The organism is Bianquea renquensis, from assembly GCF_014384895.1.
GTDB lineage: Bacteria > Bacillota > Clostridia > Lachnospirales > Bianqueaceae > Bianquea > Bianquea renquensis.
The window spans coordinates 100102-118867 of the sequence record NZ_JACRSQ010000013.1; the positions used below are offsets into that span (position 1 = coordinate 100102).

Annotated in this window: 16 protein-coding genes, 1 tRNA gene and 2 pseudogenes; 2 read left to right on the forward strand and 17 right to left on the reverse strand. The window is 44.7% G+C overall.

What is annotated here, in order from left to right; genetic code table 11:
- Positions 1-3: 3 nt before the first annotated feature.
- The 12 genes and pseudogenes from H8730_RS10060 to tnpA form a co-directional block, all read right to left on the reverse strand.
- Entirely contained in the window at positions 4-1320 is a 1317-nt protein-coding gene (locus H8730_RS10060) for an ATP-binding protein (protein WP_249289784.1), read from the reverse strand.
- 126 nt (positions 1321-1446) lie between these two features.
- Positions 1447-1539 (reverse strand): annotated as a pseudogene (locus H8730_RS18185) (DUF6788 family protein); the annotation flags it as partial.
- Positions 1540-1611: 72 nt separating this feature from the next.
- Entirely contained in the window at positions 1612-1743 is a 132-nt protein-coding gene (locus H8730_RS18040) for a flavodoxin (RefSeq protein WP_430385385.1), read from the reverse strand.
- Between the two features lie 35 nt (positions 1744-1778).
- Positions 1779-2936, reverse strand: coding sequence for an iron-containing alcohol dehydrogenase (locus H8730_RS10065; RefSeq protein WP_177714666.1), 1158 nt, complete (start codon positions 2934-2936; stop codon positions 1779-1781).
- Positions 2937-2966: 30 nt separating this feature from the next.
- Positions 2967-3857 carry an alpha/beta hydrolase gene (locus tag H8730_RS10070; protein WP_249289785.1) on the reverse strand — a complete coding sequence of 297 codons (891 nt, stop codon included), beginning with the start codon at positions 3855-3857 and terminating at the stop codon, positions 2967-2969.
- Between the two features lie 342 nt (positions 3858-4199).
- Positions 4200-5129, reverse strand: coding sequence for a LysR family transcriptional regulator (locus tag H8730_RS10075; protein WP_177714670.1), 930 nt, complete (start codon positions 5127-5129; stop codon positions 4200-4202).
- Complete coding sequence (locus H8730_RS10080) at positions 5110-5322, reverse strand: helix-turn-helix domain-containing protein (protein WP_283243935.1); 213 nt, start codon at positions 5320-5322, stop codon at positions 5110-5112. Before H8730_RS10080 ends, H8730_RS10075 begins: the two co-directional genes overlap by 20 nt.
- Complete coding sequence (locus tag H8730_RS18045; protein WP_430385383.1) at positions 5303-5521, reverse strand: DUF6886 family protein; 219 nt, start codon at positions 5519-5521, stop codon at positions 5303-5305. Before H8730_RS18045 ends, H8730_RS10080 begins: the two co-directional genes overlap by 20 nt.
- Before the next feature lie 42 nt (positions 5522-5563).
- Entirely contained in the window at positions 5564-6124 is a 561-nt protein-coding gene (locus H8730_RS10085; RefSeq protein ID WP_177714672.1) for a hypothetical protein, read from the reverse strand.
- A gap of 337 nt (positions 6125-6461) precedes the next feature.
- Entirely contained in the window at positions 6462-10400 is a 3939-nt protein-coding gene (locus H8730_RS10090) for a hypothetical protein (RefSeq protein WP_177714674.1), read from the reverse strand.
- A complete protein-coding gene (locus H8730_RS10095; protein WP_177714676.1) occupies positions 10390-10650 on the reverse strand; it encodes a hypothetical protein in 261 nt (86 codons plus the stop codon). The genes H8730_RS10090 and H8730_RS10095 overlap by 11 nt, the downstream gene beginning before the upstream one ends.
- A 362-nt stretch (positions 10651-11012) precedes the next feature.
- Positions 11013-11249: pseudogene (gene tnpA, locus H8730_RS10100) on the reverse strand (IS200/IS605 family transposase); the annotation flags it as partial.
- Positions 11250-11430: 181 nt separating this feature from the next.
- On the opposite strand from tnpA, the gene H8730_RS10105 reads away from it, so the two are divergent.
- Positions 11431-13059 carry an IS1182 family transposase gene (locus H8730_RS10105; protein WP_177714678.1) on the forward strand — a complete coding sequence of 543 codons (1629 nt, stop codon included), beginning with the start codon at positions 11431-11433 and terminating at the stop codon, positions 13057-13059.
- 394 nt (positions 13060-13453) lie between these two features.
- Here H8730_RS10105 and H8730_RS10110 read toward each other — a convergent pair whose 3' ends face one another.
- The 5 genes from H8730_RS10110 to H8730_RS10130 all read right to left on the reverse strand — a co-directional run bounded on the left by H8730_RS10110 (position 13454) and on the right by H8730_RS10130 (position 18408).
- On the reverse strand, positions 13454-15166 hold the full coding sequence (locus tag H8730_RS10110; protein ID WP_177714679.1) for a UvrD-helicase domain-containing protein: 1713 nt from the start codon (positions 15164-15166) through the stop codon (positions 13454-13456).
- A 6-nt stretch (positions 15167-15172) separates the two neighbouring features.
- Complete coding sequence (locus tag H8730_RS10115; protein WP_177714680.1) at positions 15173-16930, reverse strand: ATP-dependent nuclease; 1758 nt, start codon at positions 16928-16930, stop codon at positions 15173-15175.
- A 166-nt stretch (positions 16931-17096) separates the two neighbouring features.
- Entirely contained in the window at positions 17097-17696 is a 600-nt protein-coding gene (locus tag H8730_RS10120) for a KilA-N domain-containing protein (protein WP_177714681.1), read from the reverse strand.
- Complete coding sequence (locus H8730_RS10125) at positions 17651-18046, reverse strand: recombinase family protein (RefSeq protein WP_177714682.1); 396 nt, start codon at positions 18044-18046, stop codon at positions 17651-17653. Before H8730_RS10125 ends, H8730_RS10120 begins: the two co-directional genes overlap by 46 nt.
- A gap of 273 nt (positions 18047-18319) precedes the next feature.
- A tRNA-Ser gene (locus H8730_RS10130) sits at positions 18320-18408 on the reverse strand.
- A 217-nt stretch (positions 18409-18625) separates the two neighbouring features.
- Here H8730_RS10130 and H8730_RS10135 point away from each other — a divergent pair.
- The coding region (locus H8730_RS10135) for a helix-turn-helix domain-containing protein (protein ID WP_249289791.1) at positions 18626-18766 on the forward strand (141 nt) is incomplete at its 3' end.

Here is an 18766-nt window from a genome sequence, read left to right on the forward strand (position 1 = left end):
CTCTCACTCTATGATTATATCGGCATACCGAAATAAAATCAAGTGGTTTTGAAAAACTTTGCAAAAGGCTGTTTTCCGCATCCTGTACCAAGCACCATGCCCATATCTTTCAGATTCAAATACCCGACGATAGCTATCATAGATGACCATATCAAACTCGCCGACGCGGAATACCAGCTTAAATACCTTGTACTGCTTAGGAAGCGCCCTTGTCGCCTCCAGCAGGACGATATCCTCCAGCATCCGGCCCCGGACTTCCTCCAGAATACGCTCTGTGATCAGCGTCCGCTTTTCTTCCTCCAGCGTCTTAAAATAGTCATCCTTCATCAGCGAATGCACCAAAGCCTGTGCCTGACAGTAGCGCATACCGGGCTGTAAAAACAGCATATGCTCTTGTGGCGGAAGTCCTGTTTCTGCTGACTCAATCGGGCAGTTCACGATCAGGTCAAGGTCTTTCAGGTACTTTTTGATCAGATTCACCAGGCCGTCAGTTAAGCCTATGGTCTGATCCTCCTGATTCCGTATCTTGAGGATATCCATGAGCCGTTTGGTCACCGCCTCCCGGTCAATTTCATAAAGCGCGCGGGTACGGATTTCCGGGTTCCTGTCCTGCCGGAGATTTCTGGCTGAGATACCAAGGTCATGGGATACAAAATCTCTGGTCAGCACTTCCAGGACAAACCGATGGTTCATATCCTCAATAATACGGTTGATGGCTCCCGTCAGTTCCCCTTTTTCATACAAGGGATACAGGTGATGGAAGTGGCTGCCGTATTCGTAACATTCCAGGGAATGCTGGATATTCTGGGCGATAGCGGTATCGATATACCGTCTTGTATTTTCATCATCCCGAAACACCGCGTCACTGGCCAGGGCGTCCTCATCGCCAAAGGCAAGCTCCCCCGCCCGGAGGGTTCCCCCATAGCGGATATACTCGTCAATGCTGTCGATCCCAAGCAGGCGGCTGTACTCCCGGTAAGGAATAAACGTCGTATGGCTCATCCACTCCCTGTCGTACAGTTCATTATCCCGCGCGATCCAAAAGCCCAGGGAATCCATGCCGGACAGCACAATCCGCATCCCCATCATGGCATAAATATCCGATAACAGCGCCGCCGAATCAATGAAATCCTCCATGGACATCTCCGCCATCGCCTGAAACAGCAATGTCGTTTTTCCCGTCCGCCTTAAGCCATAGAGAATATAGACTTTCCCGCCTCTGGTGTTATGGATATATTTGTCAAGCCTCCCGAAACAGTCCCGCTTCTCATAGCCCCGGACATCGCAGATCAGGTTTTCCAATGCCTCGCCGGTTACCACTCTCGTCCGGTAATGTGGCCTCTCCTTTGTATGGGCAGGCTCCATTTCTGTTTTTGACCGAAGGCGCTTTATCTGCGCCTGGAGTTCCTTCCTCCGGGCGATCTGCGCCGAGAGTGGTTCTACCTCGTCCGCTTTCAGATACCGGCTTTTCTTCTTCCCATTTTCTGACCACTGGTGATAGTAATAGGTGTTCCCCCTGACGCTTAAAGTGCTACCTATTCAGTTGGGGGAGTATCTCTCTTACCCCTCCCCAAAAAAGAGGCACGATCTCTTTTCGGATCATGCCCCATATCAAAACCTGTTTTTATAATCCCAGACTCTCAATCTTACACGGCTGTCGCTGTTCGTCCAGTTTGAATCTGCATCGGTATAAGGCTCAACAGGCTCGATAGCAAACAGATCGGCAGATCGATTACCATAAATAAAGCAGTCCTTTTTTCATGGTAAAATCAATCCTTTCAAATGCATTCTTGTAAGATTTCATAAATCTCATCATGTGTCAGTTTTTTACAGCAGCCCGCTGTGATGTTTGTTGAATCGGCAACAGCGCGGAAATTGGTATCTGTCGGGATGCCCATCTGCATGAAACTGGTCGGAAGACCGATTTCTTCGATGAAAGTTGCCAAAGCCTCCACACCTGCAAGAGCCGTTTTTTCGGCCGTTTTCTTTTCCTTGATTCCCCACACATTTTCTGCAAAACGGACAAATCGCTCTACGCCGTTCTTATAGATGTGGCGGTATAATACCGGGTGAATGACGGCAAGTCCCTGTCCGTGGTTGCAGTCGGTATATGCACCGAGCTGGTGCTCAATCTGGTGGCACTGGAAGTCGGTGATTTTGCCAATTTTTAAAATACCGTTTTCCGCCATGGAGGATGCCCACATCAGCTCACTTCGTGCATCGTAGTTTTCATGATCGCGAAGCAAAATGCGGATATTGCGGATGACACTTCTCATGACCGCTTCGTTAATATCATCGGACAGGTTATTATCGTACGGCTTGCCGAAGTAGGTTTCCATCCCGTGGCTGAGTGTGTCGAATGCCCCCGAAATGACCTGTTTAAACGGGACAGACATTGTATAGCTCGGATCAAGAAATACAAACTGTGCCTGTGCACCCATCAGCCCGCACTTGATTTTTTGAGCTTCATTGGTGATGACTGCGCCGTTGTTCATCTCCGAGCCTGTGCCTGCGGCGGTAACAATAGCTCCCATCGGAATAAAATCGGTGGGAAAATCTCTTTTAACAGTCTCCATTTCCCAAATATCCTCTGCACTTTTTGCCTGTGCGGAAACAATCTTACAGCAGTCTATAACCGAGCCGCCGCCAACAGCCAAAATGAAATCTACATGGTTTTCATGGACGCGCTTTGCACCCTCCTGCACTTTTGCATATGTCGGATTCGGCATAATACCGGGGAAATCCACCACCGTTTTTCCTGCCTTCTGTAAAATGGCGGTTACCTCGTCATATATACCGTTTTTCTTAATGGAACCGCCTCCGTAGGCAAGCATTACGGTATCGCCGACATTTTTTAAGAGACAGCAAAGATATTCCTTAACGCCTCCTTTGCCGAAATATACCTTGGTTGTGTTTCCGTAAATGAAATTGTTCATTGTCTTTTCCTCCAAATCAGTTTTATGTACTTACATTTGCTTTTCCCAAAACGAAACGGCGGCGTCGAGCCAGCCCTCCGCAACCGTTCCTGTTCCAATCCCGAATCCGTGACCCAGCCCCGGATATTTGTGAAACTCGGTATCAATACCGACTGATTTCATAGTGTTTGCTCGGTTTTCCATTGTGCGCCAGCTTGCAATGCCGTCATTTTCTCCGACACACATAAAAGTGGGGGGATCGCTTTTTGTATATTCGCTGTGACCTGTATATTGAATAACGGCAGTGCCCGGTCTTGGGTAGCTTGCTTCCCCAAAGCTTTGCGTTCCGTAGGAGCTTAGATAGGCGGTCATTCTGCCTCCGGCAGAACCGCCCCACAAAGAATAGCAATCCGTGTTTACTTCTAACTCGTCAGCGTGGTCAAAAATAAAAGCGATTGCCCGTGCTAAATCCTCACAGGCCGTTTGCGCTCCGGGGCGATAAATCAGTGCAAAGGCGTTATAGCCCTTTTTGGATAACTCCAACGCATGAGGAAAGCTGTCATGCATAGCACCTACATAAGCAAAAGCACCGCCTGCATTACAGATTGCAAACCTTGCGCCGGGATCACCTTTAAAGAAGAACACGCCTGTATCTTTCTTTTCAGGATCAGCAGCCTTTTCTTCATCGCTGTAAATATCATAAAAGATGGTTTCTCCCGCCTCTGCATGGCTTTTCATGTAATTTGCGATTTCTACTGTTTTATTTGGATCAATATGGCTATACCATGTCAGCCGAAGCTCGCCCAGCGTATCTCCGCTATAATATCCGCTGTTTACAGGGAAGATGAGTCTGCCGTAATCTCCAAATGCTGTGTCTGAAAGCACATCCGATATCTTGGTGTTAGTGGTATACGGTTCACTATGGTCTACATTTGTCTGCACACTGTTTTTTCCTCCTGTGGAACTGATTCCAGAATTGCTGCCAGATGTTTGGCTTGTATCCAGCCCTGTGTTCTTCTCTGTGCTACATCCCGCAAAGCAAAATAGTAGACAAATCGCCAGAATCAATGCGGTATATCTTTTCAAATTCATTCACCTGCCGTATCTTTACTAACTTTATTATAAGAACCTCTACGGTTTCCAAAATCAAAGATTTTGACCGTAACGAGAACCTTGAACTATATGTGGGAGGATTCTGGTCTCCTGCATATAGTATAAAAAAGTCGAGACCTCATAAGAAGTCTCGATTCGTTAGGCGGTTTATACCCAAAGGTTATATCTCGTCTAATTTCCTGTATAGCAACGATCTCCCTGCCCGCAGGGGTCTTTCACCGCCGCCTGCGCGGCACTAAGAAAACGCTTAACTAATTCTGTCGGCTGCGGCGAGTGCAATATGCCGTAGGGAATACAATGCTCCCATTCTACAGGAATAACCTTTAACAACGGATGTACATTTGCCCAGCCGGGAATAGCCATCAGGACATCGTTTCCGTTTTCGCAGCGATTGAATATGTTTACATCGTAAAAATCAAAATCTATTACATTGATTTGCGGATGGTTTTTCCAAATATCATCGCGCAGACCGTCAACATAACGGCTCCAGTCACGGTGCATTAAGAGCAAATTTTCACCATATAAATCCTCTATCTTTAATTTATCCTTTGAGGCGAGGCGATGATGAAAAGACACTGCACAGCAAAGCGGCTCACAAGACAGTCTCAAACCATCACAATGACGAAGATGGAGCATTGTTTCATCAAAGATACCGCCGATAACATCAATATTTGTGCCAAGGTTCGCTAAAATCTCCCTTGCATTTTCAGGTGTATTTTCAAACGGTACAATCTGAAATTTTATATCAGGGCAATGCTCATGCATTTTGGGCCATAACTGCATAAGCAATTGCGCCGGCGTGGTAGCTGATGTTCCGATTCGGATAGTATTTGTATCCTCTTGCATGGCATTTTTTGCCCGCGTTACGGAATCCCGGCAATACTGAATGATGTATTTTGTATCCTGATACAAGGATTTTCCTGCTTTCGTTAAGGTTAATCCTCTGTGAGTTCTTTCAAACAGTTTCACATCCAATTCGGCTTCCAGCAGATTGATCTGCTTAATCACAGCGGTTGGCGTTATATATGCTTCCTCTGCCGCTTTGTTGAAGCTGCCCGCATCTGCTACCCGCAGAAAGGTATCAAGTTGGGGATTGTACATGATTCTCACCACCTTTCTTTCTTAAATCGTTTGGCTTTTTTGCGTCTTTTGGAATCATCCATGAACGACCAAAGCGCTTTACGCCATCAATTCTGCCTTCTTCACACAGTTTTTGAATCCAACGCTCTGAAACACCCCAAAGCTCGGTTGCCTCTTTGACCGATATAAAACCTTTAAAGACGTGGCAAAGCAAACAAGTCAGTCAGTATGTATTTTTCTTTTGGATATTGTGTTGTTTTTGCAACATAGTATCCGGCAATATCGTCTTGTAAAACAAACTCTCGTGGGTCAAATTCATATAAATATAATGTGGTAGTATTCATAATGCGAAACCATTTACTCTCAATCACAATTGCATATGTAAGGGTGAGACAAAGAGAATCTCTTGTCATTTTTCTGGGGAGACTTGAACTCTCGCAAACAGGCGTATCCCTTTACTCTTTTATAATTGGAATATAGGCGTAAGCCGTGTGGAGCGGGGTGCTGTATTCAGCGTGACAATTATATTCCACCTCAACGCAAACTTCGAAATTCTGCTGATAGTGGTTTGCTTCGGCGGCAGTGCGCAATATTTTCCGTTCATCTGAAAAATATTCATGAACCTCTGCGCTTTCCTTGCCAAGCAGTGCAGCTGCGTTTCTATCATTGCGTATACGCAACCATAAACCGCCTGGTTGTGTAAACAGGCCATATCGTTCGTCTTGTTTATCTGAATATGTTTCTTGCGCGAACATAATGCCGCACGGCTTGTCGACGCAATAATTAATTGAAAGTGCGGCACTCCAATCCGGATTCATAAGTTCGTTCTTTGGAATTTCGATTAACTTTTGATAGCGCTCCAGCGTTGCTCCGATATCGGATTCATCCGCGTTATTGCTTGCGTAATCAACGCAACCGACCCATAAAACCTCGGGGCGTTCAACCACTTCAAATTCCACACCCTTATAAAGGAACGTCTCAACTAGCTTCTCAACCGGATGGTTCAATTTTTGCATTTTTATTACCTCCTTCTTATACGTTTTTTATCTTCAGCTTCTTTATTACTATATCAAAAACCTGCCGATAAAGCAACTTTAACTTTTTCGACAGGTTTCTATATTGCGAAAGGCACATGAAAAAGATTTTTGCCCGCCGAGTTGCTGACGGGCGTGGGGGAGGGCGCAATGTATGCGTTCAACTTCGCCGCGATACAGAAATGGCTGTCCTGGGGGGGGGAACTGTACGCATAAATTCCTGAAAACGAGAGTATAGGGATAAAGCAAGGAAAATACAATGTAGCAGAGGACGGTAGTGATTTGGCTCACTACCGCCCTCCGCTAACTAAGAAGTCAATTATTTCTGCGCTGCTTGTTTCTTTCTGCTATAAACGGCAAAGGTGATTATCGCACTGCCGCTGATGAACATAAGCGCAACCCATAGCCATCTGCTGTTATCTCCCGTTATAGGAGGGGTTGTGTCAGCAGGTTTATTAAGTTCTGCCAAGTCCGCAATCGCCTTGTCAAGCTTTGTTTTGGAGTCCTTATTTACGAGAGATTTTTCGTAATCGGTAAGGGCGTTATAAATGTTCTCGGCGGCTTTGATTGCCTCGATATCGTCCTTTGTCACCGTATCGGGCAGAACATTGATCTGATCCTCAACGGTCTCTACTTTCTCAATGACCTTCAAAGCCTCATCTATGCGGTCAATATCGTCCTGAACAGCTTTCTTTTCGTCTTCGGTCAAATTGTTTTCATACTCTTCGAGTGCCTTTTCCAAGTCCTCTTTGGCTTTTTCAAGGTCATCCTTATCCTCTGGGATGACATTCCGGGCGGTGATGTCCTTAACCTTTTCGGTAATATCAGCGATCTCATCAGCGGTTTCATCCATGTTTTGGATCAAAGTCTCCGCAATGGTTTTCGCCTTTTCTAAAGCTGCTTTTTCATCCTCTGTGAGATTTTCACCATCCAGCAATGTGTCAGCGCGATCAACTAAATCCTCAAGATCTGCCCTGTCATCTGAAGTGACGTTCTCCGGATCGTAACCGTTTGCTTTATCCGTAATATCCGTGATTTCATCGGCAGTGTCAGCGATCTTTTGAAGAAGCGCATCACACTTATCAAGGATTTCCTGCAAGGCCGCTTTTTCCTCATCGGTGGCGTGGGTCTTATCCACAGCCTCGACTGCCGCTTTCACCGCTTCAATTTCTGTTTTATCGCTGGACTTCACATTTTCCAGGGCGATATCATCGATCGGCTGAGAAAGAGAAGAGATCGGCTTCATCGTTACGGTAACGGTGGTGGTGTTGCCCGCCTTGTCGGCAGCCGTTATGGTATAGGCGGCTTCCTTGTTGCCGTCCAGCGTAATTGGGCTGGTAACCGTGCTGCCGTTCAACCTCACAGATTCCAAATTAATATCCTGAATTTCCGCTATCTGCGTGGTGTAATACGTCTCTCCATCGGTCACATCGCTGATGACGGGGGCCGTGGTATCGAAGGTTACGCCGTCCGAACAGATCATCGTCTCATTTCCCGCATGGTCGGTGAGCTTCACATAAACGATCACCTTATGAATGGGGTCGATATCGATCGGAGCGGTATAGGCGCTCCACTCATCAATCGCTTCTGCTTCCGTTTTGGTCAGGGCCTGCTCCGACAGATAATATTCGACCGTAACGGCTTTATCATCCGTATAGCCGCTATGAGTGTAGCTGTCGTCGTTTGCCGTTATGGTCACAGTCTGCATTTCCTTGAAAAACAGCCCGAAGGTGATGGTATTCAAGAAGCTGTTCCATTTGTTCTCTCCAAGCGCAATTTCACCGGTCGGTGCAGTCGTGTCCGTCAGCAGAGCACCGTACCCCGCTTGACAATCCTGGCAGACCGCTTTTTCGAAATAGGACGCCGTTCCCCCGGAACAGGCTTCGGTTTCGGTATGGCTCGAATCACGGGCGCAGATGCGGGTATGGGTATCGTTGCCGTTAAAGCTCCACGCGCCGTAAGCGTGCCCCAACGCGGCGCCGCTTGTAAAGGTTTCTTCATCGTTTGTTCCCTGAGAGGATTCGCCGCAGTCGCAGGAGATATAATACACCGCCGCGTGCTCGCAGTCCGCCGGGGTTGCCAGAAACTTTTCATCGGGGTTTTTAACGGTAAAGCTGTGGATATGCGGAACCGCCAGCTGAACCGTATTCGTTTTGCTGTTTTCAATCGCATAGTTATCGTCATCACTGGTAAAATACCCGGAATAATTCGCGTTGTTTTGGCCGGTGACGGAAACAGGAGAACCCTCCGCCGGCTCCGCAGAGGTGGTAATGCCGATCTTTGCCCCCTGTGTTAGCGTATCCACCGTGATCGTTTTTCTGGAAGCCAGATAAAGATTGTTTGCTGTACTATTTACCGTGTTGCCGGTGATGACCGGTGCGCCGGATAGAACGACGCTATTGTCGTCACTCGGTATCATGACGCCACCGCCTCGCTCACTAGCCGTGTTGCCGGTGATGCTGCCGCCGTTCATCACAAAGCTGCCTTTCAAAACGTACACTCCGCCTCCGCCGAAACCGCCTGTATTATTGCTGATGTTTCCATCGTACATGGTAAAAGCGCCGTTGTAAACATAGACGCCGCCGCCTCCACCCGTACTTTTGGTTACTTCATTTCCGGACACAGAGCCTCCATACATAAAGAACGTCCCGGTGGTGGATTGGCCCCCAATGCACACACCTCCGCCGAAACTGGTCGTCTTATTTCCACTGATGCTGCCGCTGTATAACGAAACCGTACCCTCTTCAATGATGTAGATACCGCCGGCGCCGGAACTATTGCCGTTGCCGCCGGTGATTGTACCGCCGTCTGCACAGTCGCAGATATTCAGCGTGCCGCCCTGTATATAGACAACACCTGTAACAACTATACTTCCTTCATATTTCAGCGTGTGACCGTTGAGGCAGAGAGAGATCGTCACACCCGCAGGAATTTCCCATGCGGCGCTGAGACTGACATCCTCCTTCAGATAATAACTGCCGGATTTCGAAGGCATGGCGTCGGCAGTCCCCCATGCAGTCCACGTGGTATCGTCGCTGCACACGTGACTGCCGGTGGTCACATCTCCGCCGCAGACGCAGTGGGTGTGCATTTCAACCTGAACCTGAATCCGGACGGCCCCGTTTCCGATCTGGGTAACCTGTCTGACTGTTTCTCCGTTTACAATGACATCGTATGTTGCGTCAGAAGAGTCAACGGTGCTGGAATACACACCGTTTCCCTGATGGCTTAAAGAGGTTTCCTGATTGGAGGCAGTATGCCTGATCGAAACAGCAGCATTGGTCACCAGGTTGTCAGAGGTATCTAGTACCGTGACGGATATAGAACCGGGTGCGCCGCTCAGCCCTGGGGTGAACCCCTGCAGATAGGGATAGCCGCCGTTGACGGCCGGGTCGATTGCCCAGATGGCATCAAAATCCCAGTTCTCAAAGGTGCTTTGGGTTTTCAGTTCTTCTGAGGTGCGTCCGAGATCGGTTCGACCTGCATCCGAGCTGAAATTCGGAGAAAGAGTACTATCAAAATAGGTACTGACAAACTGATCGTTTGATACAGGGGAACCATCACTCCAGCCGGCAATGGGGCGGATCTCCCCAATGCAGGCGGAATAGCAGTTTGTAATTTCAACGCTGGTCGCCTTGTTCCAGCCGGAGATGCCCGCTAAATCCTTTGTATAGGTGCCATTTTGAATAATTTCAACACGGGCATAGCAATTGCTGATTTGCGTTTTATAAGTGACGTCATAAGTAGAACCAAGAATACCGGATACAGCGCCCCGGCCCTTTACCGTACCCGTTACATAGCAGCGTGAAATGGCGCCGCCTTTGGCATTGCCGGCCAAAACAGCCACGTCATCCCTCTTGGATGTAATATTGGCATTTTCGATACCAAGATTCTGAATATTTGCATTCTCAAGCCTTCCAAACAGTGCGGCATACTGGACGGTAGCATTGATCGTCAGGTTATAAATAATATGGTTTTCGCCATCAAAAGTTCCGCTAAACACGTAGTCGGTATTATTTCCGATCGGCGTCCAGTTCGTCTCCCCGCTGAGATCAAGATTGGCTTTCAGCGTCACCGTTTTGCCGCTGTAATTCTCTCCGCTATTCACAGAATCCCGAAAGGCTTTCAACTCCTCCACATTGTGGATAGCAATAATCTCATCAGCGGTCGCTGTGTTACCGAAGCTCGGCAGCATACCCAGCATCATGCACAGGCTGAGCAACACCGCCATAAATGGGTTGGTCTTTTTATTTCTCATCAAAATTCTCCTCTCCGCGATCCAACTTCTTTATAAAACCGACAGAACGCTTTGCCGCCGGTGAAACGTCTGCTTCAGTCTTTCCTCTGCTGCGAACCGCCATAACCGTAAAGACGAAACTGGCAATCAGCGCAAGCCAGAACAATAGGGCGAAACGGTGGAAAGTACCAAATGCTTCCCCCGTGGAAAAAGAAGCAGTAATACCACAAAAAGCAGCAGTACAGCCGCAAAGGCCAGCACAAACCGCCATCACTTGAGTAATGCAAATATAGTCGTCGATCTATTCATAATTCACCTCGTCGGGATATGCCTACTTTACAAATTTACATATATCCAGTGCCATTATAACAAAAAGCCATTCTTACGGACGGCTTCTGTCGTGATTGGTTATTTTTTCGGCGTGATTGGTCATAAGCGGGTCAGGTATTCAGGATAACGCATGCAGTCAAGCGCCTCACACCTTCCAAGATATTTTTATTCTTTGAACATATTTGCGCGATCCCGACCTTTCCGCTCAACCCTTGCAAAAAACTGGGCACAGCGTGCACTGCGTCCAGATGTGGATCATTGTTGCAAAACAGATACCCGCCGCTCGCGGGCACAAAACTTTAAAATAAACTGTGCTATACTTAAATGCGGCGGAATACTTACCAGTATATGGATGTGGTCCGGACATGCTTCTGCCTCTATTATCTTCACATCCTTTTGCTCGCACAATTTCCTCAATATCTCTCCAATATCTTTTTTCAGCTGACCATATATCTCTTTCCTTCTGTATTTCGGTGCAATAACTATATGATATTCGCAACGATATTTTGAATGTGCCGTACTTTTTATTTCATTTTTCATTTGTAAAAAACCTCCTTGTTGTTTTAGTAATGCGGTCGCCAAACCACTACTATTTTACAACAAGAAGGTTTTTATTTACTAAAGTTTTTTCTTGGGGCTGTCTCACTAATGCAGTGAGGCAGCTCCAAAATAACGGCAGCCGGCTCTGTACAAGAGTCGGCAGTCGGCGTATAATTAAGGTGTGAAACTAAAAAACACGCAAGTAGAGTATACAGCATACGGGACTGAATATCAAGTCTGCTTGCCCATGAATTTAGAAATAATGATCCCGTCAGACGAACCCGTGAGATTACTCAGCGCTGTTACAGAGGAGTTGGATTACAGAAGATTGACAACGACCTACTCCCGGTTGGGGAGAATCGAGTACTCACCGCGTCTGTTGTTTAAGATTGTCCTGTACGGCTGCTCCCGGGGAATCTACACGACCCGGGAAATCGAGCGTGCCTGCCGGGAGAATGTCAATTTCATGTACCTTCTGGAAGGCCGCCCCGCCCCGGATCACAACACCATCGCCCGGTTCCGCAGGAATCATCTGCCCTACGCGGTAGAGGATTTGTTGAATCAGATGGTGAAGTTGCGGGTGGACTGCGGAGAAATATCTTTTGAGGAATCCGCGGTATTCATTGACGGCACGAAAATGGAGGCCAACGCCAATCGGTACTCGTTCGTCTGGAAGACCGCGGTAACAAAGCGGCAGATCAAGCTGGGGGAAAAGATCGCAAGTGAACTGCCGAAGCTTCTGGAGGCCTCTGGGACGGGAATCGTCATCCCGCCGCGGATTACGGTGCAGCGGCTGAAAAAGGTAAGAAAACAGCTGTATTGTGCAAAGGAAACCGGGAATGTGGCATTTGTCCGAGGGAAAGGACACCATAAGTGCGGTTTGCAGAAGGCCATTGAAAGCATCGACAGCTGGCTGGAACGGTTAAAACGGTACAATCTGGATCTCCACATTTGTGGGGATCGGAACAGTTACAGCAAAACAGACCCCGACGCAACCTTTATGCACATGAAGGAAGACCATATGAAAAACGGGCAGTTAAAGCCCGGGTATAATGTAAATGTGGCAACGGTCAGCGAGTACATCATAGGAAATTATATCTCCGCGGATCGGACAGATACCAAACCCTTCATCCCGTTTCTGGAAAAGCTGTGCCAGAAGCTTCCCGTAAAACGTGTCGTGGTCGATTCGGGCTATGAGAGCGAGGAAAACTACCACTATGTAGATGGAAGCGAACAGCTTTCCCTGTTTGTAAAGCCCTCCAACCATGAGCAAAAGAAGAAGCGCAAATATAAAAACGACATCGGACGCAGGGAAAACATGGCCTATGACGCAGAGAAAGACGAATATACCTGTGCGCAGGGCCGGAAATTACAAGCTGTAAGTGTGAAAAAACGGAAGTCAGAAACAGGATACGTCCAAGAGGTGACGGTGTATGAGTGCGCTGACTGCAAGGATTGTCCGGTAAAGGAAAAGTGCATCCGGCAGAAGAAAACGGACAAGACGCCCCTTGCCGACAAGGTAAAGCGGCTGAATGTGTCCAAGTATTTCATCCGACAGCGGGAAGCCATGGAGAAAAAGATTTCCACAGAGGAAGGAATTCGGCTTCGCAGTAACCGCTCCATACAGTCGGAGGGAGTATTTGCCATGATTAAAGAGGACATGAACTTCCGGCGTTTTCTGACACGGGGAAATCCCAATGTTATGGTGGAATGGTATCTTGTGAGCATGGCCTATACCCTTCTGAAGCTGCATCATAAAATACAAACAGGCCGGTTGGGAACACACCTGGTTGTCCCAACTGTTGCATAGCGTCTCCAAGAATAAAAACTGTGCACTTTTTTGAGAGGCAGACCCTGCCCCTCAGAGTTCGTATGCTGTTTTTCGTGTTTCTTAGTCAAGTTCTTCCACAGCTTCGCACATAAAGAGGAGGCCGCCCCTCATGATTTCAGAAAATCATTTTGTGACAGCCCCTTTTTCCTCGCATAAATGCACCAATAAAAAACCTGCGGTCGCAAATTGCTGACCGCAGGTCTGTGAGAGGCACATGAAAAAGATTTTTTCGGCTTATCGGAGGTGGGATTTGAACTCTTGTAAATAATGTTGTTTTGAAAAAACTGCAAACTTAAAGAATAGTCTTTCTAAGCGCAGAATGGTTTCATACCACTATAATGATAAGTAGTGGCTATTGTCTTGCTCATACAGATTACAGTAATTCACAGGGTTTGCTACATGGAGTTAAAACGAATGTTTTTTTCTTGGCACGTGTTACTGCCACCCGCAAATTCAAACGTGCTTTATCTATTTCCTCTGGATTAGTTAGTATTCTTCCCTTATACTTTTCCTCATAAATTATCACTACATCGAATTCTTTACCTTTTGACTTGTGTATAGTCATTACATTTACTCCATTTGAATCTTGAATATCCATGGAGAAATATTCTTGTGTAAAAGCATTTTCCGTTGCAATTTGTGCACCAAAGTAATTCAAATTTGTTCGCCAAAGATCACTTAATGTTGAATAAAGCGCAGACCCTTTTCTAAGCAACCGTACATGGAAAGAGTCACGATAAAGCATACTCAAATATTTATTAGGGTCATTGAATAGTTCACGTACAGCTTTCCAGTCATCGATAATATTTCCAGTGTAAACTATTTTGTTCGCTGCATCTGCTAAGCGTTCACATAAAGATATTAGATTTTCACGATTCTTTCCTCGTGTTTTTCCCGTTTTTAAATAGGAAAGGAGTGCATCACACATTATATTATCAGCATTCGAAATTTTGCCGCTGTTCTTCCCAGAAATGTGTTTTTCCAGTAGATTTACAATATTAGAAACTGAGCATTTGCATTGAGAGCCTAATTCCAATACTGATGCAATGGCTATGGCGGACAACGTTGGTCCAGTCATATCAATAAACACATTATGCGTGATGGAAGGAAGAACATGTTCATTTGAAAAGCGCTGACTGTTGTAAAGAAAATCTGAAACATCAATCATTAATGAATTAGACGCTGTCAATATGGCTACTGACCAATTCGAAGAAGAATTATTTAACTTTCGTATTATTGAAAGCAACCCACTTTTTAATTTTATTAACCCACTCTTATTATGGTACCCTTCATCATATAGACAAATACTAACATCATGGTATTCCTTACCTATATTTGCACCTGTTAACAAATCGTTACCAAATTCGACAATATCGGTTCCGGAACTTCTTTTGTTGTTTTTCCCAAAATCGAAGGAAGATGGTGAAAACAACTTTATGTATTCACCTACTCGGGCAGGTGATGCACCCCTGAAGTCATATATCCTTTGCTCTGGGTCAGCGAGTGCAACCAAGGTACTGTATTGTCCCAACGAGCATATCATATCCCACTCGTCTTGATTCGTATCCTGAAACTCGTCCAAAATTATGATTGGATATAAATCTGAAATAAGTTTTAAAACAGAATCGCTTTGAGACAACAGTCTGGCCGTTTCTGACGCAAATAAATCGAAATGAAGTTTTTCACTATTCACAAACTCTTTACTGGTGGCCTGTTTGAGGTCATCCTCGGATAGTCCTCTAAATAAGACGGCAGCTTCATGCGGCGGCAATATCGATAACGGATGCTTTGATATCAACATGGCGTTAGATTTTAATAGTTTCCATTCAAAAGCGTGATATGTGCTTATCTCAATATTCTTCAAATCTGTAGTATTAAGAATACCTTGGCTCTGTTTATATACTCTGACTACAGTAGCTCTCGCAAAGCTTAAAAAAAGTATCTTTTGAAAGGGTTTTAGTTTTTCAATATCATGTTTAGCCTTGCATAAAGCAATAGTGGTCTTGCCAGAACCTGGTCCGCCCAAGACTAATATATGATCATCGGTTTGTAGAAGTTTCTTTCTCTCATCATCCAACTCTATCATGTGTAATTACTCCAGCAAAATGCTATCTATTTTGGATTTTATATCTGATATCGTATCGGAAACAAATGTTGGAAATTCATCGGCCTTACACTGTGCAATCAAATCAGCAAGCGCACCTTCGCCTTTTTTTCTTTTGAAAAACTTAAACATGATTCCTTTTAGTTCTGAGTAATTTACATCTGGAGTAGGCGTTTCGCCAACAAGATCTGAAGGCCATCTTCCATCTGCTATGATTTCATTTGTATACCGTCTTAACGCTGCTTCAGATATACCGTTCAGTACAACATTTTCAATTCCGTGCTCTTGGGCTTCATATGCCTCATCTACTGATTCAGCAATGTTTTTTGACGCAGCTTCATCTTGTTTGTCAAACACAGCATATACTGTTTTATTTAAAGATTTATAGTATTTACCAAGGGGAGCAACTTTCGAATCAGATTCAGCATTTACCAATGCAATTCCCATTCTATCAAAAGACGCATACTTTGCACTGTCGAGTTCCTCGAGCCTTCGAGCAGCCGCAGAGTAAACATCATACTCTGTGCGCCCTTCGGTAATCAATACCCGCTTTGATAGCAATGACTCAAAATACTTTCTTCTTAGATCTTCACGATATGCCTTGAGTTTTACTTGGGGCGGTAATTTAGCTGCCTCATAGTTCAATACTCCCATATCATTTGACAGAACGATTACATTATCGGGGCTGAATTCTTCCAAAACATAAGGGGAATGCGACGTGAATATTGCTTGATGTGAATTTGAGAGTACGTTTGTTATGATGCTTTTTTGAATATACGGAGGAATCGCAATTTCTGGCTCCTCCATGGCAAAAATAACCTTTTGCTTTAGGTTTGCAATTATGCGTAAAAGAGACAACACTAATACGTTTATCGTACCAGTACCCATTTTATAATATGGGACAGCATACACCGTATCATCTTCGCGGCGAAGTCCCGAATCCAAAAAGACGGTAATGGCTCTTCTTAAGTTTTCCCTAGTAAGATCTGATACTTTCATAACCGGATTGTTGGCGGTGTCCGCCGGAAGAAGTTTGTGTATTTCGTCTTGTAAAGATGTTAACACCTCGGAAATTCCGAGCTCTGGTTCTGCTGCTACCGTAACATGATTAATTTGATGGATTACATCCTCCCACATCTGAGGACGTAGTTCTTTGATTGAAAGTATAATATCCAAAAGTGAGCCATGTTCCATACTCAATGCTCTTGATCCGGTTCGCAGAGTCCTCAGATACAAGAAGCCACACATACGCTTGTCTTTTTTTGAAAAAACATCAGGTTTTCCATCAGCGATTGCCGGAGGATTAGCATAATATGTATAACCTTCAAAGTCATCTTCATCCTTATTATAATTTCCAACAAAACGCACTCTTAGAGCCGGAACAACGTTGTCTTTGTCCGTTTGAGATGCCGGAGGTTCGGAAAGCATTGACATATTTTCAGTATCATACCATTCAATATGGCTGTTAAAGTATCGAAGCTGTTCCTCGGATAAATCTATTACTACAACTTCAGACAAAATTTGAATAGGTTCATCATTGTTGAGATATTTCCCGGTGAAAAAATCATATTCATCCACAACGGGATGCCTTGACATTCGATCTGGTCCCAAAACAAGATCGATTGCTTCCAATACTGTTGATTTTCCACAATTGTTGTCGCCGACAAGGACTGTTTGACTTTTGAAAGCAATATGGGCTTGTTTTATACATCGAAAATTTTGAATGTCCAAGCTTACAATACGCATAGTATCCTCCTTCTTTTACAGCCGCACAGCCTCTCATAAACATAATTCTAGACGTAGCAGCATTTGCTATCCTCTGGTATTTTAATTTGAATCCATAATAATATAACTGGCACATTTGCAAATGATAATAATCCGTCTGAATTTCGCGGTTTCGCTCTAATAATCTTCATTCCTCATTGTCCGTTTCAATTCTTGAACTCATAAAATACTTCAGCACTTCATATCGAAACTGCATATCATTCCACATTTCAAAATCACAGGCAATAAACGGATGAGCCATTGTGCCCCCGTTTTTACCCCGTTTGGATTCAAGTCCGATAGCATTCACAGTCTCAATCCATCTCTTTGGAGTCAGCGTATAGGACGGCGAGCGAACATCTTTCAGCAGCTTTTGAAACGCTTCCTCGTTGAATTGCTTGTTGTTATTGCGCTCCCATTCTCCGAGAAACTCAATCGTATTTCTGCTGCGAAGCCAACTTTGAATCAAATAACTCGGATTCTCTGGTTCAAACCTTCTTGCAATGTCTGTCAGTGATATAGGTTCTTCCATCGGACGCAAATATTTGTATACTGTCTGTTCCAGAAAAGCATTCATTTTAGGCTCATATATAGGCGACTCTCCTTTACTCATAGCATCAAAGAGAGTATCGCGGATTTTTTCCCATTCCTCTGGATGAAGTTCAAATTTATCATTCACACGTTTTAAGAACTCCTCACGTGTTATGGCATAAGCCCACAGTAGTTCTGTTCTTGTCGCTCGTCCCATTCATCTACATCCTCTGTACTTCGATTTGGATTTCGGCAATTGCTTTCTTTTAAACTTTCTACGGCTTCAAACAGCTCATGACTAATGATACCAAAGGTGTATTTGTAGTTATTTAATAGCTTATTCAAAACATCACGACTCCATTTTTGTTTTCCAGACGGAGATGGTATTTGTGTTTCAAATAAGTAATGCTGGATATCCTCTAAACTATTTCCATTTAAATAAAGCAAGAATATCATTTCAACAACTTTAGCCTTGTCCGGTATTGTTTCAATAATTCCGTTGTTGTTTCGGCGGAATCCATAACAAACTTTGCTGAAAATCTTCGATTCAACATAAGATAACTTCATATCATATTTTCCTTTCTAAATTATATCACTAATTTGTGTGTTTTACAATAATAAAAGTAAATATTAGTGGATTTGTGATTTTCTTCGGCTTTTTACTTATAGTCATAACCCGTAAATTAGTATATTTAAGACTTGTAATATAATCGAACAGAATAAAAAACGACCTAATTTTCATCAAAATCAAGCCGTTATCAATGCCATAATTCTATTTTTAACCTATTTGCGGATAAAAAAGAGACAAACCTGCTCTAAAACAAGTTTGTCTCTTTTTGACGGAGAAGAAGAGATTTGAACTCTTGCGCCGCTATTAACGACCTACTCCCTTTCCAGGGGAGCCCCTTCAGCCACTTGGGTACTTCTCCTTGTGTCCTCGCAGCTGACTTTCAGCGTCAGCATGAAAAATTATAGCATAAGTAAGTGGATTATGCAAGAGTAAATTTGAAATTTTATGCCTAATTTTTGTTGTGTAAATTCCCAAAGTAAGTGCCACAGTGGGATTTAAAATGGGATTTACTTTGATACGTCATTTGTGGTTGAATTGAATCTGGGAAATTATTTCTCAGAAAGGAGGCCACACATATGGCTAAAAAATCAAACCCAAGAAAAAACAAACATCTTACTTTGGAGGAGCGCAAGGTGATTGAGGACTGCCTCGGAAAGCGCATGACCTTCAAGGCCATTTCCCAACTCGTCCAGAAAGACCCCACCACCATCTCTTAC

What these genes read in the sequence shown, in the direction of transcription:
- H8730_RS10065 (WP_177714666.1), bottom strand. Translation starts at nt 2,936, where the DNA reads ATGAACAATTTCATTTACGGAAACACAACCAAGGTATATTTCGGCAAA.
- H8730_RS10075 (WP_177714670.1), bottom strand. Translation starts at nt 5,129, where the DNA reads ATGTACAATCCCCAACTTGATACCTTTCTGCGGGTAGCAGATGCGGGC.
- H8730_RS18045 (WP_430385383.1), bottom strand. Translation starts at nt 5,521, where the DNA reads ATGACAAGAGATTCTCTTTGTCTCACCCTTACATATGCAATTGTGATT.
- H8730_RS10085 (WP_177714672.1), bottom strand. Translation starts at nt 6,124, where the DNA reads ATGCAAAAATTGAACCATCCGGTTGAGAAGCTAGTTGAGACGTTCCTT.
- H8730_RS10090 (WP_177714674.1), bottom strand. Translation starts at nt 10,400, where the DNA reads ATGAGAAATAAAAAGACCAACCCATTTATGGCGGTGTTGCTCAGCCTG.
- H8730_RS10095 (WP_177714676.1), bottom strand. Translation starts at nt 10,650, where the DNA reads ATGGCGGTTTGTGCTGGCCTTTGCGGCTGTACTGCTGCTTTTTGTGGT.
- H8730_RS10110 (WP_177714679.1), bottom strand. Translation starts at nt 15,166, where the DNA reads ATGATAGAGTTGGATGATGAGAGAAAGAAACTTCTACAAACCGATGAT.
- H8730_RS10115 (WP_177714680.1), bottom strand. Translation starts at nt 16,930, where the DNA reads ATGCGTATTGTAAGCTTGGACATTCAAAATTTTCGATGTATAAAACAA.
- H8730_RS10120 (WP_177714681.1), bottom strand. Translation starts at nt 17,696, where the DNA reads ATGGGACGAGCGACAAGAACAGAACTACTGTGGGCTTATGCCATAACA.
- H8730_RS10125 (WP_177714682.1), bottom strand. Translation starts at nt 18,046, where the DNA reads ATGAAGTTATCTTATGTTGAATCGAAGATTTTCAGCAAAGTTTGTTAT.